At 70.9% G+C, this 24,647-nt stretch carries 23 protein-coding genes; 13 read left to right on the top strand and 10 right to left on the bottom strand.

Annotation, left to right across the window (positions count from 1 at the left end; translation table 11 throughout):
* The first annotated feature begins 188 nt into the window (after positions 1–188).
* The 6 genes from AC5RTY_RS08610 (at position 189) to AC5RTY_RS08585 (ending at position 6,631) form a co-directional block, all read left to right on the top strand.
* Entirely contained in the window at positions 189–1,646 is a 1,458-nt protein-coding gene (locus tag AC5RTY_RS08610) for a glycerophosphoryl diester phosphodiesterase membrane domain-containing protein (protein ID WP_494101745.1), read from the top strand.
* Positions 1,643–2,347 (top strand): DUF4129 domain-containing protein, encoded by a 705-nt coding sequence (locus tag AC5RTY_RS08605; protein WP_494025561.1) that lies wholly within the window; start codon positions 1,643–1,645, stop codon positions 2,345–2,347. The genes AC5RTY_RS08610 and AC5RTY_RS08605 overlap by 4 nt, the downstream gene beginning before the upstream one ends.
* Positions 2,344–3,603, top strand: coding sequence for a DUF4350 domain-containing protein (locus AC5RTY_RS08600; protein WP_494025560.1), 1,260 nt, complete (start codon positions 2,344–2,346; stop codon positions 3,601–3,603). The genes AC5RTY_RS08605 and AC5RTY_RS08600 overlap by 4 nt, the downstream gene beginning before the upstream one ends.
* On the top strand, positions 3,600–4,625 hold the full coding sequence (locus AC5RTY_RS08595) for an AAA family ATPase (RefSeq protein ID WP_494012518.1): 1,026 nt from the start codon (positions 3,600–3,602) through the stop codon (positions 4,623–4,625). Before AC5RTY_RS08600 ends, AC5RTY_RS08595 begins: the two co-directional genes overlap by 4 nt.
* Before the next feature lie 8 nt (positions 4,626–4,633).
* A complete protein-coding gene (locus tag AC5RTY_RS08590) occupies positions 4,634–5,926 on the top strand; it encodes a DUF58 domain-containing protein (protein ID WP_494139371.1) in 1,293 nt (430 codons plus the stop codon).
* 63 nt (positions 5,927–5,989) lie between these two features.
* Positions 5,990–6,631: a DUF4166 domain-containing protein gene (locus tag AC5RTY_RS08585; protein ID WP_494025558.1), complete on the top strand. Its 642-nt coding sequence runs from the start codon at positions 5,990–5,992 to the stop codon at positions 6,629–6,631.
* A 93-nt stretch (positions 6,632–6,724) separates the two neighbouring features.
* On the opposite strand, the gene AC5RTY_RS08580 is transcribed toward AC5RTY_RS08585, so the two are convergent.
* The 5 genes from AC5RTY_RS08580 to AC5RTY_RS08560 all read right to left on the bottom strand — a co-directional run bounded on the left by AC5RTY_RS08580 (position 6,725) and on the right by AC5RTY_RS08560 (position 11,496).
* The gene (locus tag AC5RTY_RS08580) at positions 6,725–7,795 is read right to left on the bottom strand and encodes a uroporphyrinogen decarboxylase/cobalamine-independent methonine synthase family protein (protein ID WP_494139370.1); all 1,071 of its coding nucleotides are present in this window, start codon (positions 7,793–7,795) and stop codon (positions 6,725–6,727) included.
* 1 nt (position 7,796) lies between these two features.
* Entirely contained in the window at positions 7,797–8,162 is a 366-nt protein-coding gene (locus AC5RTY_RS08575; RefSeq protein ID WP_494022672.1) for a chorismate mutase, read from the bottom strand.
* Positions 8,163–8,312: 150 nt separating this feature from the next.
* Positions 8,313–9,449, bottom strand: a complete 1,137-nt coding sequence (gene mnmA / locus AC5RTY_RS08570; protein WP_494139369.1) for a tRNA 2-thiouridine(34) synthase MnmA — start codon at positions 9,447–9,449, stop codon at positions 8,313–8,315.
* An 88-nt stretch (positions 9,450–9,537) separates the two neighbouring features.
* Positions 9,538–10,761 (bottom strand): cysteine desulfurase family protein, encoded by a 1,224-nt coding sequence (locus AC5RTY_RS08565; RefSeq protein ID WP_494012524.1) that lies wholly within the window; start codon positions 10,759–10,761, stop codon positions 9,538–9,540.
* A 78-nt stretch (positions 10,762–10,839) separates the two neighbouring features.
* A complete protein-coding gene (locus tag AC5RTY_RS08560; protein WP_494139368.1) occupies positions 10,840–11,496 on the bottom strand; it encodes a helix-turn-helix transcriptional regulator in 657 nt (218 codons plus the stop codon).
* Positions 11,497–11,673: 177 nt separating this feature from the next.
* On the opposite strand from AC5RTY_RS08560, the gene AC5RTY_RS08555 reads away from it, so the two are divergent.
* Genes AC5RTY_RS08555 through AC5RTY_RS08545 form a run of 3 tightly spaced genes read left to right on the top strand, consistent with a single transcriptional unit; the run spans position 11,674 to position 14,680 of the window.
* Positions 11,674–12,924 (top strand): NAD(P)/FAD-dependent oxidoreductase, encoded by a 1,251-nt coding sequence (locus tag AC5RTY_RS08555; RefSeq protein ID WP_494139367.1) that lies wholly within the window; start codon positions 11,674–11,676, stop codon positions 12,922–12,924.
* Complete coding sequence (gene folP / locus AC5RTY_RS08550; RefSeq protein WP_494128640.1) at positions 12,921–13,865, top strand: dihydropteroate synthase; 945 nt, start codon at positions 12,921–12,923, stop codon at positions 13,863–13,865. The genes AC5RTY_RS08555 and folP overlap by 4 nt, the downstream gene beginning before the upstream one ends.
* Positions 13,862–14,680 (top strand): pyrimidine reductase family protein, encoded by an 819-nt coding sequence (locus tag AC5RTY_RS08545; protein WP_494139366.1) that lies wholly within the window; start codon positions 13,862–13,864, stop codon positions 14,678–14,680. The genes folP and AC5RTY_RS08545 overlap by 4 nt, the downstream gene beginning before the upstream one ends.
* Here the strand turns inward: AC5RTY_RS08545 and AC5RTY_RS08540 are convergent.
* A complete protein-coding gene (locus AC5RTY_RS08540; protein ID WP_494139365.1) occupies positions 14,602–15,507 on the bottom strand; it encodes a diacylglycerol kinase family protein in 906 nt (301 codons plus the stop codon). The genes AC5RTY_RS08545 and AC5RTY_RS08540 overlap by 79 nt on opposite strands.
* A 110-nt stretch (positions 15,508–15,617) precedes the next feature.
* On the opposite strand from AC5RTY_RS08540, the gene AC5RTY_RS08535 reads away from it, so the two are divergent.
* The 3 genes from AC5RTY_RS08535 to AC5RTY_RS08525 all read left to right on the top strand — a co-directional run bounded on the left by AC5RTY_RS08535 (position 15,618) and on the right by AC5RTY_RS08525 (position 17,755).
* The gene (locus tag AC5RTY_RS08535; RefSeq protein WP_494022665.1) at positions 15,618–16,544 is read left to right on the top strand and encodes a J domain-containing protein; all 927 of its coding nucleotides are present in this window, start codon (positions 15,618–15,620) and stop codon (positions 16,542–16,544) included.
* Between the two features lie 85 nt (positions 16,545–16,629).
* The gene (locus AC5RTY_RS08530; RefSeq protein WP_494049692.1) at positions 16,630–17,097 is read left to right on the top strand and encodes a tRNA (cytidine(34)-2'-O)-methyltransferase; all 468 of its coding nucleotides are present in this window, start codon (positions 16,630–16,632) and stop codon (positions 17,095–17,097) included.
* A 73-nt stretch (positions 17,098–17,170) separates the two neighbouring features.
* Positions 17,171–17,755 (top strand): anti-sigma factor, encoded by a 585-nt coding sequence (locus tag AC5RTY_RS08525; RefSeq protein WP_494012532.1) that lies wholly within the window; start codon positions 17,171–17,173, stop codon positions 17,753–17,755.
* Between the two features lie 131 nt (positions 17,756–17,886).
* Here AC5RTY_RS08525 and AC5RTY_RS08520 read toward each other — a convergent pair whose 3' ends face one another.
* The 4 genes from AC5RTY_RS08520 to AC5RTY_RS08505 all read right to left on the bottom strand — a co-directional run bounded on the left by AC5RTY_RS08520 (position 17,887) and on the right by AC5RTY_RS08505 (position 22,210).
* Complete coding sequence (locus AC5RTY_RS08520; RefSeq protein ID WP_494012533.1) at positions 17,887–18,630, bottom strand: PIG-L deacetylase family protein; 744 nt, start codon at positions 18,628–18,630, stop codon at positions 17,887–17,889.
* A gap of 5 nt (positions 18,631–18,635) precedes the next feature.
* The gene (locus AC5RTY_RS08515; protein WP_494049690.1) at positions 18,636–19,580 is read right to left on the bottom strand and encodes an electron transfer flavoprotein subunit alpha/FixB family protein; all 945 of its coding nucleotides are present in this window, start codon (positions 19,578–19,580) and stop codon (positions 18,636–18,638) included.
* Positions 19,581–19,613: 33 nt separating this feature from the next.
* On the bottom strand, positions 19,614–20,429 hold the full coding sequence (locus AC5RTY_RS08510) for an electron transfer flavoprotein subunit beta/FixA family protein (protein WP_494000244.1): 816 nt from the start codon (positions 20,427–20,429) through the stop codon (positions 19,614–19,616).
* Between the two features lie 206 nt (positions 20,430–20,635).
* Positions 20,636–22,210, bottom strand: a complete 1,575-nt coding sequence (locus AC5RTY_RS08505) for a S1C family serine protease (protein ID WP_494139364.1) — start codon at positions 22,208–22,210, stop codon at positions 20,636–20,638.
* 340 nt (positions 22,211–22,550) lie between these two features.
* On the opposite strand from AC5RTY_RS08505, the gene AC5RTY_RS08500 reads away from it, so the two are divergent.
* Positions 22,551–24,611: a TPM domain-containing protein gene (locus AC5RTY_RS08500; protein ID WP_494139363.1), complete on the top strand. Its 2,061-nt coding sequence runs from the start codon at positions 22,551–22,553 to the stop codon at positions 24,609–24,611.
* Positions 24,612–24,647: the final 36 nt, after the last annotated feature.

The following is a 24,647-nucleotide window of genomic DNA, read 5'->3' as shown; positions in this document are numbered from 1 at the left end:
TCCCTATTGTTCCCTATTCCCCTCATCCCTGACGTAACGACGCACAGGGCACACCGACACTGCGCCCACGGCGGGCCCGCGCCGGGATGGTAGGAACTGGCGGACCGAAACTATAGGCTGATGAGAGGCTAACACTTCGCCGGAGGCCTCCCGCAGCCGGCGACACGAGATGAGGAAGACGGGACGCGATGAGCCACGGGGCCAATGACGCCGGGCACGACAGCAGGGATCCGCAAGGCCAGGGCCCCGACGGCACGGGCCCCGGCAACGGCGCCGGGGCCGACAGCCAGGCGCCGGGCCAGCCTGCGTGGGGGCAGCAGCCGGTGTGGGGCCAGCCGCCGGCCTGGGGACAGCCCGGGCCGGGCGCGCAACACCCGACGTGGGCGCCGCCGGGCCAGCAGCCTCCGCCCTCCCAGCCCGGATGGAACCCGCAGCCGGTGTGGGGACAGCCCGCGCCCGGCGCACAGCAGCAGGAAGGTTGGCCGGCGCCCTCCCAGTCCGGGTGGAACCCGCAGCCGCAGTGGGGACAGCCCGCGCCCGGCGCACAGCAGCAGGGAGGCTGGCCGGCGCCCGCAGGTCCGGGCCCTTACCGCGGCTATGTGGCTCCGCCGAAACCGGGCGTCATCCCGCTGCGTCCGCTCGGCGTCGGCGAGATCCTCGACGGCGCCTTCCAGGCGGCCCGCAAGAACGCCGCGGCGGTCTTCGGCACCGCGGTGCTGCTCCAGGTGGTCGTCAGCGCGCTGGCCTGGCTGGTCGGCGGGCTGATCATTTCGGCCTTCGGCGGCCTGCAGGTCATGGCCAACGAGGAACTCACGGATGCATCCGCGGTGGCCTTCGGCCTGTCCATCATCATCTCCTCGCTCGTGCTCGGCCTGCTGTCCGGGGTGGGGATCCTGGTCCTGCAGGGCGTCCTCGCCATTCCCACCGCCCGGGCCGCGGTCAACCAGAAAACCGGCTTCGGCCTGATGTTCGCGCTTGCGAAGGGCCGGATCGGTGCGCTGGTCGGGCTGGCCCTGCTCTATCTCGCCCTCACCGCTGCCGCACTGGTCGCGATCATCGCCGGCTCCTTCTTCCTGGCCGACCAGCTCGGCGTGTCCTCGGCCTGGATCATCGTGCTGATCATTGTGGGCCTGACGGCGGTATCCGTCTGGATCGGCATCAAGCTGATGCTGGCACCTGCGGTGATCATCATGGAACGCGCCTCGGTCTTCCGGGCGCTCGCCCGGTCGTGGCAGCTGACCGACCGCAGCTGGTGGCGGACCTTTGGCATCATCCTCTTGTGCACCATCATCGTCACGGTGATCACCTCCGTGGTCAGCATGCCCATCTCGTTCATCGTGGGACTCGCCGGTCCGCTGCTGGGCGACCCCACATCGCCCGAGAGCATGCTGGCGACCATGGGGCCGCTCACGCTGGTCTCGATGCTGCTGTCTTCCATCTTCTCGGCCATCGGCTACGCCTTCCAAGCGGCCGTGATCGCCCTGGTCTACATCGACCTGAGGATCCGCCGCGAAGGGTTCGACGTCGTGCTGTTGCGCGAACATGAAGCCTCCGGCGGCCGGGAGACCCGGACCATTCCGGGACTCGGCGCGGGCGCGGCACCCGGCCCCGCGGTTCCCGGGCCGGCCGGCCCCTGGCCGACGTGACCGTGCACGCCCCGGGCATCGCGGCAGCGGCACCGGGTTCCGCAGCTGTCCCCTTCGAGGTCCCGGTGGAGCCGGGGCCGGAAGAGGCGCGCGAACTGCTCGTCCGCGAACTGGCCAAGGAGGAGTACCAGGATGCCCGGCCCGGGGTCTTGGAATCGGTGCTGCAGGCCATCCTCGACTGGCTGGCCGGGCTGGTCGCCCAACTCAATGGCTTCAGCCCCAATCTCGGCACGCTGGTCCTGGTCCTGGCCGCCCTGCTGCTGATCGGCGCGGCCGTGTGGCTGATCAAGCCCCGGCGCAACGCCCGCAGCCGCGCGGCGGCGGAGATGTTCGACGGCGCCGTCCCGCTCACAGCCGACGAACACCGCCGCAAGTCCCGGGCGGCCGCGGACCGGGGCGACTGGGATGCGGCGCTGACGGAGCGGTTCCGCGCGCTGGTGCGCTCGATGGAAGAGCGGGTGGTCCTGGATGCCCGGCCGGGCCGCACCGCCGACGAAGCGGCCGCAGGCATCGCCGCCGCGTTCGGCGCCGAGGCCGGGCGGCTGCGGGTTGCGGCCAACCGGTTCGACGCCGTGCGGTACGGCAACGTTCCCGCCACGCGTGCGGACCTTGACCAGCTGGCGGCCCTGGACGATTCCCTGGCCGCGGCCTCCCCGCAGCCGGGCGGCAGCGGCCCGGCGCCGCTGGCGGTTCCGCGATGAGCCACGCACGCGCCGCGGACCGGACTGCTGCGGCAGCCAACAGCTTCGCCGGAGGCACCACCGGAACCGGCGGCGCACCCGGAGACCTGCCGGAAACCGTCGGCGACGGCGGCTCGGTGCTGTCCACGCTGCGCGACCGGCTGCGCCGGTGGAGCTTCTGGCTCCTGCTGCTGGTGCTGCTGTGCGGCGTCGTGGCGCTGGAACTGCTCCGCGGCCCGGCCGCCGACCGCGCCGACCTCTCCCCCGGCAACGCCGCGCCCAACGGGGCCCAGGCCGTGGCCGAAGTGCTTCGCCAGCAGGGGGTGCAGGTGACCGCCACGAATTCGCTGCAGGAGACCCGGGACCAGCTGACGGCAGGCGACGCCGCCCTGCTGATCCACGACCCGGACGGCTACCTGACCGCCGGGCAGCTGAAACCGCTGAAGGAGCAGGCCGCGCGGATCGTGCTGCTCGAGCCCGGCTTTGAGGCGCTGCGGGCCCTTGCCCCCGGCGTCCGGGCCGCCGGCGTCGTCCCTGCCGACGGGGGCAACCTCGCGGCCGCCTGCGGCCTGCCCGGCCCCGCCGCGGCCGGCGAAATCACCCGCGGCGGCTTGGCCTACCGCGGCGGCGGCGAGCTGTGCTTCGCCTTCGAGACACCGGCCGATGACGCGGCGCCCTTCGTCGTGTCCGACGACGGAGCCACCATCGTGCTCGGCGCCGGCCATGTGCTCAGCAACGAAGGCGTCGTCCGCGCCGGCAACGCCGCGCTGGCCCTGCGCACGCTGGGAGCCACCGAGCGGCTGGTGTGGTACCGGGCGGGACTGGAGGACCTTCCGGTGTCCGGCGAAGCGGTCAACCCCATGAGCCTGCTGCCCGCCTGGGTGCTTCCGGTGTCCCTGTGGCTCATGGCCGTCGGCGTCGCCGCGATGTTCTGGCGCGGACGCCGGCTCGGGCCCCTGGTGTCCGAGCCGTTGCCGGTGGTGGTCCGCTCGGCCGAGACGATCGAGGGCCGTGCCCGGCTGTACCGGAGCGCCAAGGCCGTGAACCACGCCGCCGACAACCTGCGCGCCGCCACCCTGACCCGGCTCGCCGCCCACCTGCGGCTGCCCGCAGGCGCCGCGAGCGCCGACGTCGTCGATGCGGTAGCCCGGGACAGCAGCCGCCCGCGTGCCGAACTGGAGCGCCTCCTGCGCCACGAGGCACCCGGCACCGAAGCCCGGCTGGCGGCCTGGGCACAAGAACTGCAGCAGCTAGAGAAAGAGGTAACGCACCGATGAGCGATCAGCCAGGACAGCGGCAGGCATCCCAGTACGGCGGAGGGCCGGCCGTCGCCACGCCGCCCGCCGACGACGACCGCCTGCGCCAGACCCTGCATGACGTCCGCACCGAAGTGGCGAAGGCAGTGGTGGGCCAGGATGCCACCGTCACCGGGCTGCTGATCGCCCTGCTGTCGCACGGGCATGTGCTGCTGGAGGGAGTGCCCGGCGTCGCCAAGACGCTGCTGGTCCGCTCGCTCTCCGCAGCCTTGAGCCTGGACACCAAACGGATCCAGTTCACGCCCGACCTGATGCCGGGCGATGTCACGGGCTCCATGATTTACGACACCCACACGGCCGAATTCCGCTTCCGGGAGGGCCCTGTCTTCACGAACATCCTCCTGGCCGACGAAATCAACCGGACGCCGCCGAAGACGCAGGCCTCGCTGCTGGAAGCGATGGAAGAACGCCAGGTGTCGGTGGACGGCACCTCACGGAAGCTGCCCGAACCGTTCATCGTGGCGGCCACGCAGAACCCGGTGGAATACGAGGGCACCTACCCGCTGCCGGAAGCGCAGTTGGACCGCTTCCTGCTGAAGCTCACCATGCACCTGCCCGACCGGGACGCGGAAATCGAAATCATCCGCCGCCACAGCCAGGGCTTCGACCCGCGCGACCTGCAGGCCGCCGGGGTGCGGGCCGCCGCCTCCGCCGAGGACCTGGTGCGGGCCCGGGCCGCCGTGGCCCGGGTGGCGATCGCGCCGGAGGTGGTCGGCTACATCGTGGACCTGGTCCGGGCCACGCGGTCCGCGCCGTCGTTCCAGCTGGGCGTTTCGCCGCGCGGCGCCACAGCCCTGCTCAACACCTCCCGGGCATGGGCGTGGCTTAACGGCCGCGGTTTTGTCACGCCGGACGACGTCAAGGCGATGGCCCTGCCGGCGCTGCGGCACCGGGTGGGACTGCGGCCGGAGGCGCAGATGGACGGAGTGCAGGCCGACGACGTACTGCAGAGCATCCTGGCCACCGTGCCGGTTCCCCGCTGAGTGACGCCGTGGCGATCACCGGACGTTTCGTCCTGCTGGCCCTGGCGGGCGTCATCCCGCTGATGCTCTTCCCGCGCCCGGTCACGGCCCTGGTGTGCTGCCTGCTGCTGGCCGCGGCGGTCGGCGTGGACCTGTCGCTGGCGCTGTCGCCGCGCCGCGTCGGGCTGCAGCGGAGGCTGCCGTCGAATGTCCGGCTGGGGGAATCCGTGACGGCCAGGCTGCTGCTGGCAAACAATGGCCGCCGCCGGCTGCGGGCCGTGGTGCGCGACGGCTGGCAGCCCTCGGCCGGCGCCACCAACCCGGAGCAGCGCGCGCGCCTCGCGCCGGGGGAACGGCGGCTGGTCGAGGTGCAGCTGACGCCGCAGCGCCGCGGCGACCTGCAGGCGCACCACGTCACCGTCCGGTCGCTGGGGCCGCTGGGGGTGGCCGCGCGCCAGATCACCATCGCCCTGCCCGGCCGGCTGCGGGTGCTGCCGCCGTTCCATTCCAAGCGGCACCTGCCCTCCAAGCTGCGCAAGCTGCGCGAACTGGACGGCCGCGTGGCAGTGCAAATCCGCGGGGCCGGCACCGAGTTCGATTCGCTGCGCGACTACGTGCGCGGCGACGACGTGCGCTCCATCGACTGGCGCGCCACCGCCCGGCGGCAGGCCGTCGTCGTCCGCACCTGGCGTCCCGAACGCGACCGCCGGGTAGTGATCGTGCTGGACACCTCCCGCACCTCGGCCGCACGGATCGAGGACGAGCCGCGGCTGGACACCGGAATCGAGGCGTCGCTGCTGCTGGCCGTGCTCGCCGAGCGCGGCGGCGACCGCGTGGATTTTTTGGCCTTCGACCGGCGGCCGCGGGCCAGGGTTGCCTCCGCGGCCAAGGGCAACCTGCTCAACCAGCTGGTCAACGCCATGGCCCCGCTGGAACCGGAACTGATCGAAGCGGACTGGTCGCAGATACCCGCGGAGATCCACGCCCTGTCCTCGCACCGGTCGCTGGTCGTGCTGCTGACCTCGCTGGACTCCGGGGCGGCGGAGGAGGGGCTGCTGCCGGTGCTGGCCCAGTTGACCGCCAAGCACACCGTGGTGGTCGCCTCCGTCAGCGATCCGCACGTGGACCGGCTGCGCGCCGTCCGCGGGACCGCCGACGACACGTACCGGGCCGCCGCCGCCGAGCGTGCCGTGCTGGAACGGGCGGCAGTCGCCGCGCGGATCCGCCAGTTCGGCGCGGAAGTGGTGGACGCTCCCCCGCACGAACTGCCGCCTCAACTGGCCGACCTGTACATCCGGCTCAAAGCCGCCGGACGGCTGTAACCGCCATGGACCCCGCTGCCGGCCTGCCTGGCCGGCCCGCCTCCCGACCCGGATGGTGATGCAATGGTTTCCGTCTACCAGATGGCCCTGGGGCCGGACTTTCCCCGTCTGGCGCCCGAACTGCAGGAATACTTCTCGCTCGCCCCGCCGGCAGCGGACGACGGCCGACACGAAGCCCGGGGCATCGGGTCCGGCCTGTTCGACGTCGCCGGCTGCCCGGTTCCGGCGATGCGGCCGTTCCTCGGCCTGACCAGCGGCGACAACGCTCTGTTCCCCGAGTACCAGCAGAATGTGCCCTTCAGCATCGAGAACCGGGCTTCCCTGAACGCCAGCGGCCAGCCGGAGCTCACCGCCGTCAGGACGCTCAGCTTCGACGACCGGACCCGGATCGTGGAGGACCGGACCAGCTGGGACGACGATCTGCGCCGGCCCGTCGGTGCGCTGGGCCGCAGCGGTCGGCTGCTGACGGACGTGGCGTGCTCGGTCGGTGCCGACGGCCGGATGCGCCTCGCGTCGCGGCGATGCCGGATATCAGCCGGCCCGCTCACCATCGGGCTTCCGCTGCTGCTGGATGCCGCGGCCTTCACGGAACAGTGGTGGGACGGATCCGAGGGCCGTTTCCGGATCCGGACAAAGGTCATCCAGCGCCAACTCGGCACCGTGCTGGAATACTCCGGATCCTTTACGTACGCGGTGCACGCCTAATCGAAGTCCAACACAGCGCGCAATCCGGGATTCTTTGCCGGCCGCCCGCCGCCGGCTCTTGTCGGAGCCGCTCCGGGCGGAGCCGCTCCGGGCTCATGCCTCGGCGACGACCTGGTTCAGGGCGTCGGCCGTCTGGGTGAGCCGCTTGACCACCGCGCGCGCCGTCTCCGGCGAACGTCCGGCCAGGCCGGCGGAGGGCGTGATCCTCACCCGGGGCAGCCGCGTCAACGGCAGGCCCAGCTGCCGCCAGGGACGGACGACCGCATCGACGAGCGCGCTGACCTGCGGAACGGCGCCCGCGGCCGGGTCAATGATGCCTGCCCACACGGTCCGGTCCGCTTCCACCGCGGCGGCGATGGTCTCCCACTGCCGGGTGGTCAGGGCACCGGTAGGGAGGGCGAGCCCGTCCAGTGCGCTGCCCGCCACGGCGTCGAGGGACGCATCGGCGGCGGGGACCAGGGCCACCACCTCCACGGCTCCGGCATCGCGCAGTGCGGCGGCCACCAAATCCCAGCCGGCGGAGGCCTCCGTGGCCGCGACCGCGCGCAGCGTGCGGTATCCGCTGGCCGTGGGGATGGTCCCGGCCAGCACGGCATCGAGCTCCGGCTCCTCGAGCTGGACCACCAGTTCCGTGCCGGCCGGCAGCGCGGCCCTGACGTTGGCCAGGTGTCCGGCCGCGCCTGCCGCGAGCGACTGGGCGAGGTCCCGCCGGGCGCCGGCGTCGATCAGGGCGCGTTCGCCGTTGTGCAGGTGGAGGTTGGCGGCCAGGGACATCGGTCCGCGCATTTGGATTTTGAGTTGGCTGCCGGGGCGGTCTTCGGCGCCGACCACATCGGCCAGCACGTTCAGGTCGGTCCGCAGCGCGGACACGGTCCTGCGGTGATCCTGCCCCGGACGGTCCACCAAGCGCCAGCCGTGCGGCTGCAGATCGATGAACAGCCCCTCCAGCATGCCCGCGGTTCGTGCGGTCGGATCCGACCCGGCGCCTCGGTCCGGCAGCTCGACCAGATGCGGCAGGTTCGGCTCGCCCAGTTCACCGCGGACGATGCGCGCGGCCTCGGCTGGTTCCGTGCCGGGCCAGCTGCCCAGCCCGGTGGCGCTCACGTGGGCGGGCCGCCCGGCGGTGGGCACGTCGGCGGCAGGCCCGTGGGAACCGGCGGCCACGTCAGTTGCCGCCGTTGTGCTCGTCGGAGATGGCCTGATGGTGCCTGATGACCTCCGAAATGATGAAGTTCAGGAACTTCTCGGCGAAGGCCGGATCCAAATGCGCTTCTTCGGCCAGCCGCCGCAACCGGTTGATCTGAGCGGTCTCGCGATCGGGGTCAGCCGGCGGCAGTTTGTGCGCGGCCTTCAGGTACCCCACCCGCTGGGTCGCCTTGAACCGCTCGGCGAGCAAATAGACCAGCGTTGCGTCGATGTTGTCGATGCTTCCCCGCACCGCCAACAGCTCCGCCATCACCTCGGGCGCTACCTGATCGGAGAGGGAGCTGGCGGTCGGGTCGTAGTCATCGGCAAGGTGGGGGTCGGTCATGCCACCAGTTTATGGTTCGGCCCGCGCGGGAGGTGCACCGGTTACCGCTCTGTGAAGCACCGCCCGTCCCGGCCCGCGTCCCCGGCGTGAAAGGACGACCGCCGCCGGCGCGGCGGACGAAGGTGTTCCGCACCGCGCGTGCCGCGTCATCTAGGAAACGTTGGCAGGGTCCCAGCTCAGCGAACGCGCCGAATCGATGGTTGCCTGGCCCAGCACCCTCGTTCCTTGGTAGAGCACCATGGTCTGGCCCGGGGCCACGCCGCGCATCGGCTCGATGAGGGTCACGACCAACTGCTGCCGGCCATCCTCGCCAACTTCCGCCTGCGCCCGCGCCGCCACCGGGTCGCCGTGCGCGCGGACCTGCACCATGCAGTCAAACTCGGTGTGCGCCTCGACCTCGGGCAACGGCAGGCCCGCCCAAGAGACCTTGATGCCGCGCATTTGGTCGACGGCCAGCAGGTCCTCGGGGCCCACCACCACCTTGTTCTCCTTGGGCCGGATCTCCAGCACGAACCGCGGCTTGCCGTCCTGCGCCGGCCGGCCCAGCTTCAGTCCGCGGCGCTGGCCGACGGTGAAGGCATTGGCGCCCTCGTGTTCGCCGACCACCTGGCCGTCCTGGTCAACGATGGATCCCGATTCCATCTCGATCTTTTCGGCCAGCCAGCCGCGGGTGTCGCCGTCGGAAATAAAACAAATGTCGTGGCTGTCCGGCTTGTTCGCCACGGAGAGCCCGCGCGCCGCCGCCTCGGCGCGCACCTCGGCCTTGGACGGCGTTTCGGCCAGCGGGAACATGGAATGCTTCAGCTGTTCGTGGGTGAGCACGCCCAGCACGTAGGACTGGTCCTTGGCCCAGTCGGCGGCGCGGTGCAGTTCGCGGTTGCCGTGCTCGTCCTCGATGACCTTGGCGTAGTGGCCGGTGCATACCGCGTCGAACCCCAGCGCCAGTGCCTTCTCCAGCAGCGCGGCGAACTTGATCCGCTCGTTGCAGCGCATGCAGGGGTTCGGCGTCCGGCCGGCGGCGTATTCGGCGATGAAATCGTCCACCACGTCTTCCTTGAACCGCTCGGAGAAATCCCAGACGTAGTACGGGATGCCCAGAATGTCGCAGGCACGCCAGGCGTCACGCGAATCCTCGATGGTGCAGCAGCCGCGGCTGCCGGTGCGGAGTGTGCCGGGCATCCGGCTCAGGGCCAGGTGCACGCCCACCACGTCGTGGCCGGCCTCCACCGCCCGTGCCGCCGCCACGGCGGAGTCTACGCCGCCGCTCATCGCTGCCAGTACCTTCATGAATTCGTTTCCCTACTGATTCGTTGTCGTGTCCCCGCGGCCGCCACGTTCCGTGTACCCCACCGCACCTGCCCGGTCCGCCGAGGCCTCAGCCGAACTGCGTGCCCGCGGTCTGGATGCTGGAGACGTGGCCGGCCATCCCGGCCTTCCTGGCCCGCGCGTATGCCTCCGGCAACGCTGCCACCAGTGAGTCAACGTCTGACTCGGTTGTTGTATGCCCGAGCGTGAAGCGCTGGGCCCCGCGGGCTTCTTCTTCGCTCAGCCCCATGGCCAGCAGGACGTGCGATGGCCGGGGCACTCCCGCGGTGCAGGCCGACCCGGTGGAGGACTCCACGCCGGCCAGGTCCAGCAGGAACAACAGCGAATCGCCCTCGCAGCCCGGGAAGGTGAAGTGCGCGTTGCCGGGCAACCGCAGGCCCTCGTGCTGCGGATCCGGGGTGCCCCGCAACACCGCCTCCGGGACGCCGCGCGCGACGCCGGCGATGAGCCGGTCGCGCAATTCCGCCAGCCGTGCGGCTTCTTCCGGCAACTGCCCGACGGCGGCCTCCGCGGCCGCGGCGAAGGCCGCGATCGCCGGGGTGTCCAGGGTGCCCGACCGGATGTCGCGTTCCTGGCCGCCGCCGTGCTGGACGGGCGTCAGCTTCACGTCCCGGCCGACCAGCAGCGCACCGACCCCCACCGGGCCGCCGATCTTGTGCCCGCTGATGGCGAGGGTGTCCAGCCCGGAGGCCTTGAAATCCACCCGCAGGTGGCCGAACGCCTGGACGGCGTCCGAGTGGACCGGGATGCCGTGCGGCTGCGCGGCGGCGACTATTTCTGCCATCGGCTGGACGCTGCCGACCTCATTGTTGGCCCACATGACCGTGACCAACGCCACGGCTGCGGGGTCGGCTTCGATTTCCCGCCGCAGGGCCTCGACGGAGACCACGCCGTGGGCGTCGACCGGCAGCCAGACCGCCTCGGCGCCCTCATGCTTCGCCAGCCATTCCACCGTGTCGAGCACGGCATGGTGCTCCACCGGCGAACACAGGATCCGCCGCCGCCGGGGGTCGGCGTCGCGCCGGGACCAATACAGGCCCTTGACGGCAAGATTGTCGGCTTCGGTACCGCCGGACGTGAAAATCACCTCGGACGGATGCGCCCCGGCCGCGGCGGCGATGGTTTCGCGGGCGTCCTCGACCACCCTGCGGGCACGCCGGCCGGAACCGTGCAGCGAGGAGGGGTTTCCGCTGCGGCTGAGTTCATGGGTGAGTGCGGCCAGGGCCTGCGCCACAAGGGGCGTGGTCGCCGCGTGGTCAAGGTACACGGGCACGCCAATATTTTACATGCCCCGGTGCGCCTGGTTGCAGCCCGTCGCCCGGCCCCGGGAGGCACGGAGCCCGCGGGCGGTTCAGCGCCGGTTGATCCTGGCGCAGCAGAACGGCCCGTCCGGATCTGCGGCGACGCGGTGGGACTGGTCCGCGCAGCCGGCCAGCATCCCTTGCAGCAGGGCGAGGTTCAGGCCGCATACCGTTTCCGTGTGGCTGCGGGCCAGCAAGTGGAACGGGCAGTTCCCCAGCGCGAAACCGGCCGCGTCCGGCAGCGGCCGGTAGCCCGCCGCGGCGAGGGCTTCCGCCAGGCCGCCGGCGCCGGCCCCCAGCTCGCGGCCCTTGGCGTGGGCGGCCTCGGCCACCAGTTCGTGCGCCGGGCGGGCGGTCCTGGCCGATTCCTCGACCGCCGTGGCCAGCAACTCGCCGGCCAGGCCGTAGGCACGTTCGGGCACGGAGGCCGATACTTCCGGCACCGCCGCCGCGTACACCTTGGCCGGCCGGCCGGAGCCCGGCCCTGATTTGCCGCTGAGTTTCCTGAACTCGATGCTCAGCAGTCCGTGCCCGGCGAGCGCGTCCAGTTGGAGGGACACGGTGCTGCGCGGCAAATCCAGGGCGGCGGCTGCCTGGTCCCGGGTCACCGGTTCGGCGCTGTAGCGGACGAATTCGAAGAGGCGGCGGCGGACGTCGTCGCCAAGGGCCGAGACGGCAGGGAGTCCGGGTGGCGGCTGGTCGGCCATGGGGTCCTTTCCGGTGGGGGGGTGCATTGACTTATCCGGAACCGGTTTCTAAAGTCGGATGTACCCATTTTAGAACATCTGGCCCTGCCCCGACAGGCAGCTGCCGGTGCTTCCATCAGATCGGCGGCCAGGGGGCGGACCCGCCGCGTGCCCGCCGGCACATGAAGGAGCGCTGCCATGGCTGGGAAACCGATCGTCATCGCCGGGGCCGGCCTGGCCGGTGCGACAGCGGCCAGGGAGCTGCGCAGCGGCGGCTTCAGCGACGAGATTGTGCTGGCCGGCGCCGAGGACCAGCCCCCTTATCTTCGTCCGCCGCTGTCCAAGGGCTTTCTGGCGGGCCGGGAGGATGAACAGTCGGGGCTCGTGCAGCAGCCCGACTGGTATGCGGAGCACGGCGTCCAACTGTTGCGCGGCACCACGGTGGAAGCCTTCGATCCCGCTGCGCGTACTGTCTCGCTCGCCGATGCGGGCACGCTGGAGTACTCGCAGCTGTTGCTGGCCACCGGGGCATCGCCGCGCAGGCTGGAGCTGCCCGGCGCCGGGCTGGGCGGCGTGCACTACCTGCGCACGCTGGCGGACAGCCGGGCCCTGCACGCCGTGCTGGCTTCCGGGGACCAGCGGCTGGTCGTGATCGGCATGGGCTGGATCGGCATGGAGGTTGCGGCCACGGCGCGCCAGCTCGGCAACGAGGTCACGGTCCTGGGCCGCGGCGACATCCCGCTCGCCCCCGCCCTGGGCGACGCCGTCGGCAGCATCTTCGCCGATACCCACCGCCGCGAGGGCGTCCTGCTGCGCACCCGTCGCTGGCCGGTGGAAATTTTCGGCGAGGACGGCAACGGCGGGGAGGGCAGGGTCGCCGGCATTGTCCTGGACAACGGCGAGCGCCTGCCCGCCGACCTGGTCCTGGTGGCCATCGGCGCCGTCCCGAACACCGCCTTGGCCGAAGCTGCGGGGCTGGCCGTGTCCAGCGGCATTGACACCGACCAGACCCTGCGCACCTCCGCCGAGCATGTCTACGCTGCCGGCGACGTTGCCCGTGCCTACCATCCCGGTTACGGCGGCCCGCTGCGCAGCGAGCACTGGGCGAACGCCCTGGCCCAAGGGAAGACCGCCGCTGCCGCCATGCTGGGCCAGGACGCGTCCAACGACGACATCCCGTACTTCTACACCGACCAGTTCGGGATCGGCATGGAGTACTCCGGCTATTTCCCCTGGTCGGCGCGGGGCGAGCCGGTGTTCCGGGGCAACTACCAGGACCTGGACTCATTGGAGTTCATCGCGTTCTGGCTGCGTGAGGGCAAGGTGGTGGCTGGTATGAATGTAAATATCTGGGACGTCCAGGAGCCCATCCAGGACCTGATCCGTTCCGGCCGCAGCGTCGATGCCGCGGACCTGTCCAATCCCGACAAGGAGCTGACCAGCCTGTGAGCCAGCCACTGACGACGCGGTCGCCGTCCAGCGCCTTCCTGCCCGAGCTGTACCACCCGGTGCATGACTTCGGTGTCCGACGGATCGACTTCCGCCGCCAGGTGGCGCTGATGGCCATCATCAACCGCACCCCCGACTCTTTCTACGACACCGGCCGCACCTTCACCCGGCGGGCCGCCATCGACGCCGCCCTGGCGGCGGTGGCCGCGGGCGCGGACTGGGTGGACATCGGCGGCGTGCCGTTCGCCCCGGGCCCGGCATTGTCAGCGCGGGAGGAAGCCGAGCGGGTTGTCCCGGTCATCGAGACCGTGCGGGCCGGTTCGGACGCCATCATCTCCGCCGACACCTTCCTGCCCGAGGTGGCCGAAGCGAGCATCCGCGCCGGAGCCAACGTCATCAACGACACCACCGGATTGCACCACCCGGAGCTGGCGGCGGTCGTGGCGGAAGGCGGGGCGCATCTGGTCATCACGCACTCGCTCGCCGCCCCACGCACCGTCTTTCCCCGCCCCCGTTACGACGACGTGGTCGACGACGTCGCCGGGTTCCTGCGACGAAAGGTGCAGCTGGCCCTGGACCTGGGCATCCCGGCCGGGAAAATCATCGTCGACCCGGGCCACGACCTGAACAAGAACACGCTGCATTCGTTGGAAATCACCCGGCGCTTTGCCGAAATCGCGTCCCTCGGCTACCCGGCGCTGGCGGCGGTGTCCAACAAGGACTTCATCGGCGAGACGCTGGCGCAGCGCAAGCAGGAACGGCTCTCCGGCTCGCTGGCCGCAGCGGTCATGTGCATCATGAACGGGGCGCGGATCCTGCGCATGCACAACGTCGCGGAAGCCAGCTCCGCCATCCGCATGACCGAGGCCGTGATGGGCTGGCGGGAACCGTCCTGCCTGAGGCACAACATGGGCGACGTCAACGAACCGGCGGCGCCGTGACACGCCCGATCCGGCGCCTCCTGCCGCCTGGGCCGGAGCAGGCCACCGACCAGCAGCTGCTGGCCTGGTACGGCGATCTCCCCCGCTCCGGCCCGTGGGTCCGCTTCAATTTCGTGGCCAGCCTGGACGGCGCCTCGACCTATGCCGGCCGCTCCGGAACCCTGGGCGACGAGGTGGACCAGCGGGTCTTCCTGCTGTTGCGCAGGCTGGCCGATGTCCTGCTGGTCGGTGCCGGAACGATCCGGGCCGAAGGCTACGGCGGCGAGCTGCTCTCGGCGGAGTCCCAGGCGTGGCGCCTGGCCCGCGGCATGAGTGCGCATCCGCCTGTCGCCGTGGTCTCGGCGTCGCTGGACCTGGACCCGGGCAGCGCATTCTTCACCGCCGCGCCCGTGCGGCCGATCGTGCTGACCAGCGCCGCGTCGCCCGCGACCCGGCGCCGGGCGCTGGAACCGGTCGCCGACGTGCTCGACGCCGGCACCACCAGGGTGGAACCGGCGCGGGTGGTGAAGGCGCTGGCCGCCCGCGGCTACGAGCAGATCCACAGCGAAGGCGGGCCGCTTCTCTTCGGCAGCTTCCAGGCGGCGGGGCTGGTGGACGAGCTGTGCCTGACGATCAGCCCGGTGTTAACCGGCGGGGCCGCCAAGCGGATATCAGACCATGTTCCCGGCGCGCGCGAGTCGCTGCAGCGGCTTCAACTGCGGCAGGTGCTCGAGTCCGGGTCGATGCTGCTGTTGCGTTACACCGCCGCGGACAGCGCACCGGGGACCACGTCCACGGACACCGGCAGCCTCCCCACCCGCTCGCCGTCGGCGTAAGCGGTGACGCCGGCAGCCTCCAACCGGACCGTCCCGACCCGCTCGATGCGGACGGCCGGATGGCCGAGGTGCCGGCCGGCGTAGACGCGCGGAAAGATGCCGACGAAGGCCCGACGGGACAGTGGCGAGACGATGAACAGATCCAGCAAACCGTCGTCGTACGCCGCCCCCGGCACCACGCGCATCCCGCCGCCAAAGGAGCGGCCGTTCGCCACGGCGACGAGCATCGCGTCGACCTCCCGCGGCACGCCGTCCACGACCAGCCGGTAGCGGATGGGCCGGAAGGAGGCGAGTTCGCGCAGCATGGCCAGCGGATAGCGCAGCCGGCCGCGGGGGAACCTCCAGCGGTTGGCACGGTCGTTGACGGCCGCATCGAAGCCGGCCGAGAGCACCCCGGCGAACCAAACCGTGGACCCGTCCGGATGCGTCACCCGGCCCAGGTCCACCCTGCGCGGCTGCTCCAAGGCGTGCAGGAAATGCCCGACGGCGGCGGCCGGCCCGGCGGGCAGGCCGAACAGCCGGCCAAAGTCGTTTCCGGTGCCCGCCGGCACGATGCCCAGCGGAACCTGTGTGCCCGCCAGCGCGTTGACTGCTAAGTGAACCATTCCGTCACCGCCCACCACCAGGAGGGCGGAGACCCCGCGGCGCAGCGCGCCGGCGACCAGGTCGGCGAGCGCGGCCCCCGTTTCCGCCCGCAGCTCGACGGCGGGGCGGCCACGCCGGGCGAGCTCGGCCATGACCTCCGCTCCCGCACCGGCGGCCGTTCCAAAGGACGCACGGGGGTTGACCGCGACGGCGATCGGCGCAGAGGACGGCAGCGAGGTCACAGCAGATCATTGTGGCATCGCGGCGGCCCGCGGTCGCGGTACGACACAGGCGGCCGGCAGTTACACTTGGCTTCGCGCAGGACTCCCGAGACCCGACAGAGAGGCGGCCGGTGATTCCCCTATCCCACTACGACGTCCTGGGGTTGCCGGTTAATGCCACGGCGCACCAGATCAAGGCCGCGTACCGCCGGGCCGCCCGCGCCACGCACCCGGACCATGGCGGGGATGCCGCCGAGTTCCGCCGCGTCAGCCAGGCCTACGAAGTCCTCAGCAACCCGCAGGCCAGGTCCCGCTACGACCGTTCCTACGGTGCCGCCGGCCCAGGCGCCCCGACGGACAGCACCGGAACCTTCGCGGCCGGCCCCGGCCCCCGGCACTCTGCGCCCGGACAACGCGGCCCGTCGGCGTCGGACTCCCCCGTCTATGTTCCCGCCTACGGCTCCCCGGACGAATCCCCCGCATTGCCGGAGAACATCGCCCGCCAACACATCCATGGGGCGCCGCGGAAGCGTGGCATCTTCGGCGCCGGGGCCCGGCTGCGGCGCGAGGCGCTGACGGCGCAGCTGATCAGCCGGCAGATCCTGCCGGCCATCCCGTCCGCACGGCTGGTCAACGGCTTGCACTCGCCGGCGGACAACGGCTTCATCGACCACGCGCTGTTGGCAGGCTACCGGCTGGCACTGATTGATTCGATGCTGCTGCCGCGGGGGAATTTCCGCTGGGACGGCCGCACCCTGCACAAGGACGGACGGATCGTGGAACCGCCGAGGCTGGCACCGGCGGTGCGCAGGATGCAGGAACTGTTTCCGGAGCTCAATGTCACCGGTTGGACGGTGATCCACTCCGCCGACGGGAACCTCCACGAACCGGTGATCGATTACACGCGCGGCTACGACCCGGACGGGATCGTCCCGGTGCACGTGGTCAACGCGGCGCGGCTGGTGCGCGAGCTCAAACAGTTCCTGTCCTCCGGCCCGGCGCCAAACACCGTGCACGTCCCCTCGCTCGCGAAGTTGCTGGGCGGCATGCACGCCTGACGGCGTGCTTCTCCGCCCCCCGGGCGCTGCTCCGCCCGCCAGCCGGATGCCGGGCCGCGGCTGAGGCGCGTTTAGGATGTAATCCGTGTTCCGCATCCTCTTCTACGCCCCCGAAATCCCCGGCAATACCGGCAACGCCATCCGGCTGGCCGCGGTCACCGGAGCCGAACTGCATCTGGTCGAGCCGCTGGGCTTCACCTTCGAAGACTCCAAGCTGCGCCGCGCCGGGCTGGACTACCACGATCTTGCCGTGGTCCGGGTCCACGCGGATCTGGAGGCTGCGTGGGACGCCCTGCAGCCGGAACAGGTCTTCGCTTTTGCGTCCGACGGGGAGCGTTCCTATACGGACGTCGCCTACGCTCCCGGCGACGTGCTGATGTTCGGGCCGGAGTCGGTCGGGCTGCCGGCATCGGTCAAACAGGATCCGCACGTCACGGCGCGGCTGCGCCTGCCCATGCTTCCGTCGCTGCGGTCGCTGAACCTGGCCAACGCGGCCTCCATCGCCGTCTATGAGGCGTGGCGGCAGCACGGTTTTGCCGGGGCCAAACTGTAGCGCCACGCTGTGCGGTGCGGCGGCGTGTCGGGCTGGACCCTGCCTTCGGCGGGGACGGATAGACTTGAATCCTATGGATACGCCCCAGCCATCTGATCGCCTGGCCAGCCCCGGTAACTCCCCCGGGGACAACGACTACGCACCGGATGACGATGCCTCCGTGCTGCACGCCGACCAGCTCACCGGCGGATCGGAAGACGCCGAGCGGCGGCCGATGCCGGCCGTCACGAAGTGGCTGCTGCTTGCCCTGGCCGCCGTCGTCGTGGTGGTGGGGGCCATCGCCGTAGCGAAAACCGTGGGCGGAACCTCGGACCAGGACGTCACGGCTGCCGCGGACGTCGTCGCCAGCCAGCAGGAACTGGAGGGAGGCGGCACCGTGGATGCCTCGGTGTCGCTCCGCGAGAACGCCGCCGTCCTGACGTTCCACGGCGTCCAGGCGTCCGAGGGGCGCACGTACCAGGTCTGGCGGCTTCCGGTGGACGGTTCGGCGCCGGTGTCGGCCGGCACCATCGACGCCGCCGACATCACCTCGGGCAAGCCGGTGGTAATCGACGGCATCTCCACCAGCCGCGAACTGGCCGTCTCCATCGAGGCACCCGGCGGAGCGGAATCGCCCCGCCTGCCGTTCGCCGTCGTCATTCCGCTCGCCACGCCGTAGCCCGGCGCCGCCGGCCACCTGCCGAGGCACGGGCGCACGCACCCGGCGCGACCGGCCATTGTGACGCCGTGGGGGCGCAGGTCTCCCACCGTGCCGGCGTGAGCGGCAGATCGGCCGGCGGGCGGCCTGCGTCAGAATCCGGCGATGGTTTCCGGGGTATTGATCCCCACCACGTGGAAGGCTTCGGCGCTGCGTCCGGGCAGGCCGCCGCGCATGGCGTTCTCCGCCAGGTTCTGGCGTACACGGGCGTCCATGGCGGCCAGGTCTGGGTGTTGGCTCGCGTGGATCCTGATGGCGGCCAGCTTCGTGTCGACGTGGTCGGTGATGTCCACGTAGTGGTTCTCGCGTTCCCGCGGCCCGCCGTAGAACCACAGGAACGGCACCTTGTAGGCGGCCAGCCCTGCCTCGAGCAGTTCGGGATAGGCGTACGGGTTTTCCACGGCCGGGTAGATCGCGCGGGTGACGATTTCTCCGCAGGCCAGATGGTCCGGGTGGCTCTTTTGGATCCGGTCCCAGGCACGCTCCGGGTGCATGGACAGCACGATGTCGGGCCGGATGCGGCGCATCAGCTCCACCACCTGGCGGATCACCTCGTGGGTGGGCTCCAGGTAGCCGTCTGGCTGATGCAGGAAATGCAGGTCGGTGACGCCGGCCAGCGCCGCGGCCTTGGCCTGCTCGGCCGCCCGCAGTTCGACGATGCCGGCGCGCTGGGCGTCGTCAAAGCCGCCGGCGTCGCCGTCGGTCATGATGCAGTAGCTGACTTCAACGCCCGCCGCGGTCCAGCGGGCAATGGTGCCGGCGGCCCCGAAGTCCAGGTCGTCGGGGTGCGCGGCAAAGACCAGGACGCGTGCCGGCTGGAATTCCTCAACCGTCACCGCCGCTAGCCCTTCCGCCGGCGGATCTCGGCGGCGGCCTGCGGCAAGACGGTGGCCAGGTCGCCCACGATGCCGAAGTCGGCGATCTCGAAGACCGGCGAGTCGGCGTCGTTGTTGACCGCAACAATCACCTTGGCGGTCTGCATGCCGGCCTTCTGCTGGATGGCCCCGGAGATGCCCGCGGAAATGTAGAGCTGGGGCGAGACGGTCTTGCCGGTCTGGCCGACCTGCGCCGAGTGCTCGATCCAGCCGGCATCGGTGGCGGCCCGGGAGGCACCCACCGCCCCGCCGAGCGCGTCGGCCAGGTCTTCGATCGGCGCGAAATCGCCGCCGGTGCCGCGGCCCCCGGCCACGACGACGCGTGCCTCGGTCAGGTCAGGACGGCCGGTGGCGGTCTTCTCGGTGCGTTCGGTGATGCGGGCGGCGGGGCCGAAGTCCCCCGCGTCGACCGTCACGACCTGCGGCGCCGCGGCCTGGGCCGCCGGCGCCTCGGCCACAACATTGGCCTTCACGGTGATGACCGGCGTGCCTTCGGTGACGTTGGCCTGCACGGTATAGGCGCCGGCCAGCACGCTCTTGGTGACCGTCAGGTCCGCCGAGACGTCGATGGCGTCGGTGATGACCCCGGATGACAGCTTGATGCCGGCCCGTGCGGCGATCTCCTTGCCTTCGAACGTGTTGTCCAGCAGCACCGCAGCCGGAGGGGCCTGGCGCACGGCCGCCGCCAGGAAGGCGGCCTTCGGGGCCACCAGGGCGCCGTCCACGTCCGCGGCCGGCAGGTAGACGGTGCCCACGCCGTACTCCCCGAGCTCGGTCCGCAGGGCGTCGGTGAGATCGCCGTTAAATGCTGCCACCGGTTCTCCGATGTTGCGGGCGAGCGTGAGCAGTTCCCGGTGGATCTTGTGCAGGGCGTGACCGGGACGGTCGATGAAGACAAGAACAGTAGTCATGGTGCCGATATCCTTCGCGGTTTCCGTGGCGGACTAGAGCAGGTTCTGGGCGGCCAGGAAGTCCACCAGGCGGATCCCGGCGTCGCCCTCATCGGTGATGATGGTGCCCTGCGACCGCGGCGGCCGCGCTTCTGCCTTGGCGACGGCGGTCCAGGCACCCGCCGTGCCGACCGCGCCGGGTTCGATGCCCAAATCCGCCAGCGACACGGTGGCCACGGGCTTTTTCTTGGCGGCGATGATGCCCTTGAAGTTCGGGTAACGCGGTTCGTTAATCTGGTCGGTGACCGATACCACCGCGGGGAGTTCCGCTTCCAGGCTGTCGGCGTGGGTATCGCCGTCCCGACGGGCGCGCACGGTGGTCCCGTCGACCTCCAGGCTGGCGGCGAAGGTCAGCTGCGGCAGGCCCAGGCGCTCGGCCAGCTGCGCCGGAACCAGCGAGGTTTCGCCGTCGGTGGATGCCATCCCGGTGAGCACCAGGTCGATGTCGCCGAGGCTGCGGACGGCGGCCGCCAGCACCAGCGACGTCCCGGCGGCGTCCGAGCCGGCCAGGGCATCGTCGTTTACGTGCATGCCTTCGGTGGCGCCGATCTGGAGCGCCTTCTTCACGGCGGTGGCCGCTGCTGCCGGGCCCATGCTCAGTGCGATGACCCGGTTCCCGGCCTTCGGGCCGCCGCGCTCCTCCGCCAGCTGCAGGGCGGCTTCGATGGCGTATTCGTCCAGTTCGGACAGGATGCTCTCCGAGCGGTCCACCGTTGCCGGATCGCCGGTCAGGTGCCGGTCGAACTGTGCGTCCGGTACGTGCTTGACCAGCACCACGATGTTCAAGGCTGTGCCTGCTGCTTTTTGCATCCTCGCTGAACTTCCTTCCGCCGTCCACGGCCCGCGCGGGTGTTGCGGGCCGCTGCAAACACCCTAACCTTACCGGCATCGCCGCGGCGGTAAACACCTGCGGGGCCGCCGCCTGCGCCACGGCAAACCCCACGGCGGTAAACACCTGCGGGGCTGCCGGTGTGCGCCGTCCCGGTGAGGGCTGGTGCCTCACCGGGGACGTGCGGTCAGGCCTGGCCTTCGCCCAGGGTCACGTCGACGGTGCGTTCTTCGCCGCCACGCAGGTAGGTGACCTGCACGGTGCTGCCGGCGGCGTGTTCGCGGATGGCCGCGGTCAAGGACTGGCTGTCGTCAATGACTCGGTTTTCCACCCGGGTGATGACGTCGCCCTTTTGCAGGCCGGCCTCCTTGGCGGGCGATCCCTCAACCACCTCCACGACGGCCGCCCCCACCGAGAACTGGGTGTTGCCGGAGGAGTTGCCGGAGGGCTTGGCCGTCACCGTCACACCGAGTTGGCCGTGGCTCGCCGTCCCGTCTTCGATCAGGTCCTGGGCGATCCGCTGCGCGTAGTTGCTGGGGATGGAAAAGCCCACGCCGATGCTGCCGCTGTCTTCGCCCGAGGAAGCGATGGCCACGTTGACGCCGATGACCTCTCCGTTGGTGTTCACGAGCGGACCGCCCGAGTTGCCATGGTTGATCGCCGCGTCGGTCTGGATGACGTTCAGGAAAATGCTGCCCTGGTTCGAGGACCGTTCCTCGCCGGGGAACTGGAAGTTCCACTGGTCGCCCGGGCCCGGCTGGGCACTGTCGCCTGAATTTTCCGGCACGGCGGAGGACGAGACGCTGATGGTGCGGCTCAAGGTGGACACGATGCCGTCGGTGACGGTGCCCGCCAGGCCCAGCGGCGCTCCGATGGCAATGGTGGTGTCGCCGACGTTGAGCTTGTCGGAGTCGGCAAACGTCGCGGGCGTGAGGCCCTTGGCATTGATCTTGATCACGGCCAGGTCCGACAAGGGATCGGTGCCGACCACCTTGGCCTTGTGCACGCCGCCGTCGCTGGTGCGCACCTCGACGTCGGGATTAGCCGTCTGGCCGCCCAGCGTCACCACGTGCGCGTTGGTGAGGATATGCCCCTCCGTGTCCAGGATGATGCCCGATCCTGATCCCCCGGTGTTGCCGCTGGCCACCGAGATCGTCACCACGCTCGGCGAGGCCTTGGCCGCCGCGGCGGTGATCTCGTTGACCGAGTCCGTGTTGTTCACGATCAGCTGCTCCGGACCGCTGCCGGTGATGGAGGTGCCCGCCGAGCCGTCCGCCAGCGCCTGCGAACCCACGGCGACTCCACCGCCGGCCAGGCCTGCCAGCAACATGCCGGCGATCAGCGTCCCGGTGCCAAAGCGTTTCCTGGCGCCCGCCCCGGCACGCTGCCCGCCTGCCGGGTTTCCGTAGCCGTTCCCCTGCCCGTGGCTGCCGCTCCCGTATCCGGGGGTGTGGCCCTGTCCCCCGTAGCCGCCTGGACTGCCGGCGTTCTCCGGGCCGTAGGACGGCACGGCATACTGGCCAAACGTGCCCGGGGCGTGCTGGCCGTACTGAGGCTGCTGCGGGGTGTGGTGTTGGGGCTCCTGCCGGGCCTGGTCTTGCGCCGAAACCTGCCGCGCAGCTTCCGGTGCCGGGCGACGGAACCGCTGGGTCTCGTCGGCTGCCGCCGGCTGCTCCTCGGCACGGAAGGCCGGCGGATTCTGCGGCAACGGTGGCATCGGCCGGGCGGGCCGCTGCTGCGGCTCCTGGTTGTTCTCGCTCATGGCAGGTCCTTTCTTGGTCTGCATTCCACTATGCACGGCTTCGCTGGGATAACGTCGCACGTTTCCTGTAAGGAATCTGGAAACCAGCCGTATGCCGGCGGCGGGGCGCGGCCCCGCCGGAAGCCTCCGCACGCCCGCCCGCAGGGTCAAACGGTGTATCGCAGTCCTCCACATGCGGCGGAGGAGCTGCTCGAGTGTTCGCCGCGGGCGGAGGGCTGTGGTGGACGGTGCCAAACGCAGGACCATAGAATCACGAGTGGGTGGATCCGCCCCGCCCGGGGCCAGGACCACGCCGATGAGCCGGGGCGCCACGGCCCCAGCTGCTGCTGAAGGGACCTTTATGCGCTCACCGTTCAGGCGTCTGGCGGCCGTAGCCGGCCTGACGGCAGTCTTTCTCGCGCCCGCAGCGCTGGCGCACGCGGTGCCGCCGGTCGACATTCCGCCGGGCGAGTTCGTAGTGGACCAGGCCGGTGTGCTCGGTGCCCGGACGGCCGAGGTCGAGGACGCGGTACGCGAGCTGCAGCAGTCCGAAGGCCTGAACGTCTACATCGTCTTCGTGGATGAATTCACCGAACCGGCCGACCGCAAGCAGTGGGTGCTGGAGATGGCCGAGCTCAACTCGCTGGGCTCCGTCGACAGCTTGCTGGCCGTTGCGGTCGACGGCCGCGAATACCTGTTCCAGTCGGCCGAGGGCAACCCCGTCGTCTCCCAGGACCAGAACATCGCGCAATCGATCCGGCCTGCCCTCGGCGAAGCGGACTGGGCAGGGGCCGCGCTGACCGCCGTGGCGGCGGTCGAGGACGCCGCCACCGGCGGTGACGGTTCCGTCGGATCCGGTGGCGGCTCGCTGGGCCCGGTGCTGCTCATTGGCGGCGTCGTGGTGGTGGGCGGCGGCGCGGCACTGCTGTATGCCCGATTCAAGCGGAACAAGAACCAGCGCCCGCAGCCTCAGCTGCAGACCGGCCCCGACGGGCGGCCGCTGGATCCGCATGACGCCATGTCCGTGGAGGACCTTCGCAAGAAGGCCGGCAGCCTGCTGGTGGCCGCCGACGACGCGATCAAATCGAGCGAGCAGGAACTGGGCTTCGCCATGGCCCAGTACGGGGACGAAGCCGTGCAGCCGTTCCGCCAGGACATCACCGCGGCCAAGTCCCACATGATGGAGTCTTTCAAACTGCAGCAGCAGCTCGATGACCATATTCCGGACACCGAAGAAGAGCAGCGCGCCTGGCTGGGCGACATCATCCGCCGCTGTGAGGCAGTCAACGATTCCCTCCAGGCACACAAAGAGGACTTCGACGCGCTGCGGGAGCTGGAAAAAACCGCACCGCAGGCGCTTGAGCAGGCTCGGGCCGCCGCCCGGGAAACCCGCGGCAGGCTGGACGACGGCACGGCCCGGCTGGAACAGCTTCGCGCCCGCTTCGCCGACAGCGCGCTGCAACAGGTCGCCGACAACATCGGCCAGGCCGGGGAACGACTGGATTTCGTCGAGAACGCGGCCGACACCGCGCAGGACAAGCTCGACGAAGGAGACCGCAGCGCCGCCGTGATCGCCGTGCGCGCGGCCGAGGAGAGCCTGCACCAGGCCAACATCCTGTTGGAGGCCATCGCCAGGACGGCCAAGGACCTCGAGGACGCCCGGCAGAGCATGGAACGCAGCATCGCCGACGCGACCCAGGACATCGCCCAAGCCAGGGCCATCATCGCCTCCGGGCAGCACCCCGAGCTTGCCGGCCCCTTGGCCGGGCTGGAGGCGGCCGTGTCCGCCGTCCGGCAGGAGGTCGCCGGGGGACGCATCGATCCGATCATGATGGTGCAGCGGCTGGAGGCAGCCATGGAGCCCTTGGATGCCTCGCTCTCCGGGATCCGGGACGCCCAGGACCGCAACCGGCGTGCCCGCGAGGCCCTGCAGCACGCCATCATGTCCGCGCAGGCCCAGATCTCCGGCACCTCGGATTACATCCAGGCGCGGCGCGGCGGCGTTCGCAGCGAGGCACGCACCCGGCTGGCGGAGGCGGAACGAAATCTCGACCATGCGCTGGCCATCGCCGACTCGGATCCGGAGCAGGCGCTCCACTACGCCCGCCAAGCCAATGCCCTGGCGCAGCAGGCCAGCCAGATGGCCCAGGAGGATGTGGACGGTTTCGGCGGCGGCATGGGCGGCTTCGGCGGCGGCGGAATGTTCGGCGGTCGGGGCGGCGGCCTGGGCGGGGCAATCCTCGGCGGCATCCTCATCGATTCCATCCTGCACGGCGGACACGGCTCGCACGGCGGCGGCGGGATCTTCGGTGGCGGCGGCGGCGGTGACGTTTTCGGCGGCGGCGGCTTCGGCGGTTTCGGCGGTGGCGGCGGCGGCTTCGGTGGCTTCGGCGACGGCGGCGGAGCCGGCGGCGGTTTCTAGACCAGACAGACCGGGCAGCCATCCTGGCTGCTTGGA

Source organism: Arthrobacter sp. Y3224055 (assembly GCF_059090825.1).
This window is presented reverse-complemented; position numbering and strand designations above follow the sequence as displayed.

Excerpts from the sequence above, each read along its gene's own strand:
- AC5RTY_RS08560 (WP_494139368.1), bottom strand. The coding sequence starts at position 11,496 with ATGGCCGACCAGCCGCCACCCGGACTCCCTGCCGTCTCGGCCCTTGGC.
- AC5RTY_RS08600 (WP_494025560.1), top strand. The coding sequence starts at position 2,344 with ATGAGCCACGCACGCGCCGCGGACCGGACTGCTGCGGCAGCCAACAGC.
- AC5RTY_RS08510 (WP_494000244.1), bottom strand. The coding sequence starts at position 20,429 with ATGCAAAAAGCAGCAGGCACAGCCTTGAACATCGTGGTGCTGGTCAAG.
- AC5RTY_RS08500 (WP_494139363.1), top strand. The coding sequence starts at position 22,551 with ATGCGCTCACCGTTCAGGCGTCTGGCGGCCGTAGCCGGCCTGACGGCA.
- AC5RTY_RS08575 (WP_494022672.1), bottom strand. The coding sequence starts at position 8,162 with ATGACCGACCCCCACCTTGCCGATGACTACGACCCGACCGCCAGCTCC.
- AC5RTY_RS08555 (WP_494139367.1), top strand. The coding sequence starts at position 11,674 with ATGGCTGGGAAACCGATCGTCATCGCCGGGGCCGGCCTGGCCGGTGCG.
- AC5RTY_RS08610 (WP_494101745.1), top strand. The coding sequence starts at position 189 with ATGAGCCACGGGGCCAATGACGCCGGGCACGACAGCAGGGATCCGCAA.
- mnmA (WP_494139369.1), bottom strand. The coding sequence starts at position 9,449 with ATGAAGGTACTGGCAGCGATGAGCGGCGGCGTAGACTCCGCCGTGGCG.
- AC5RTY_RS08585 (WP_494025558.1), top strand. The coding sequence starts at position 5,990 with ATGGTTTCCGTCTACCAGATGGCCCTGGGGCCGGACTTTCCCCGTCTG.
- AC5RTY_RS08525 (WP_494012532.1), top strand. The coding sequence starts at position 17,171 with ATGGATACGCCCCAGCCATCTGATCGCCTGGCCAGCCCCGGTAACTCC.
- AC5RTY_RS08505 (WP_494139364.1), bottom strand. The coding sequence starts at position 22,210 with ATGAGCGAGAACAACCAGGAGCCGCAGCAGCGGCCCGCCCGGCCGATG.
- AC5RTY_RS08515 (WP_494049690.1), bottom strand. The coding sequence starts at position 19,580 with ATGACTACTGTTCTTGTCTTCATCGACCGTCCCGGTCACGCCCTGCAC.
- AC5RTY_RS08595 (WP_494012518.1), top strand. The coding sequence starts at position 3,600 with ATGAGCGATCAGCCAGGACAGCGGCAGGCATCCCAGTACGGCGGAGGG.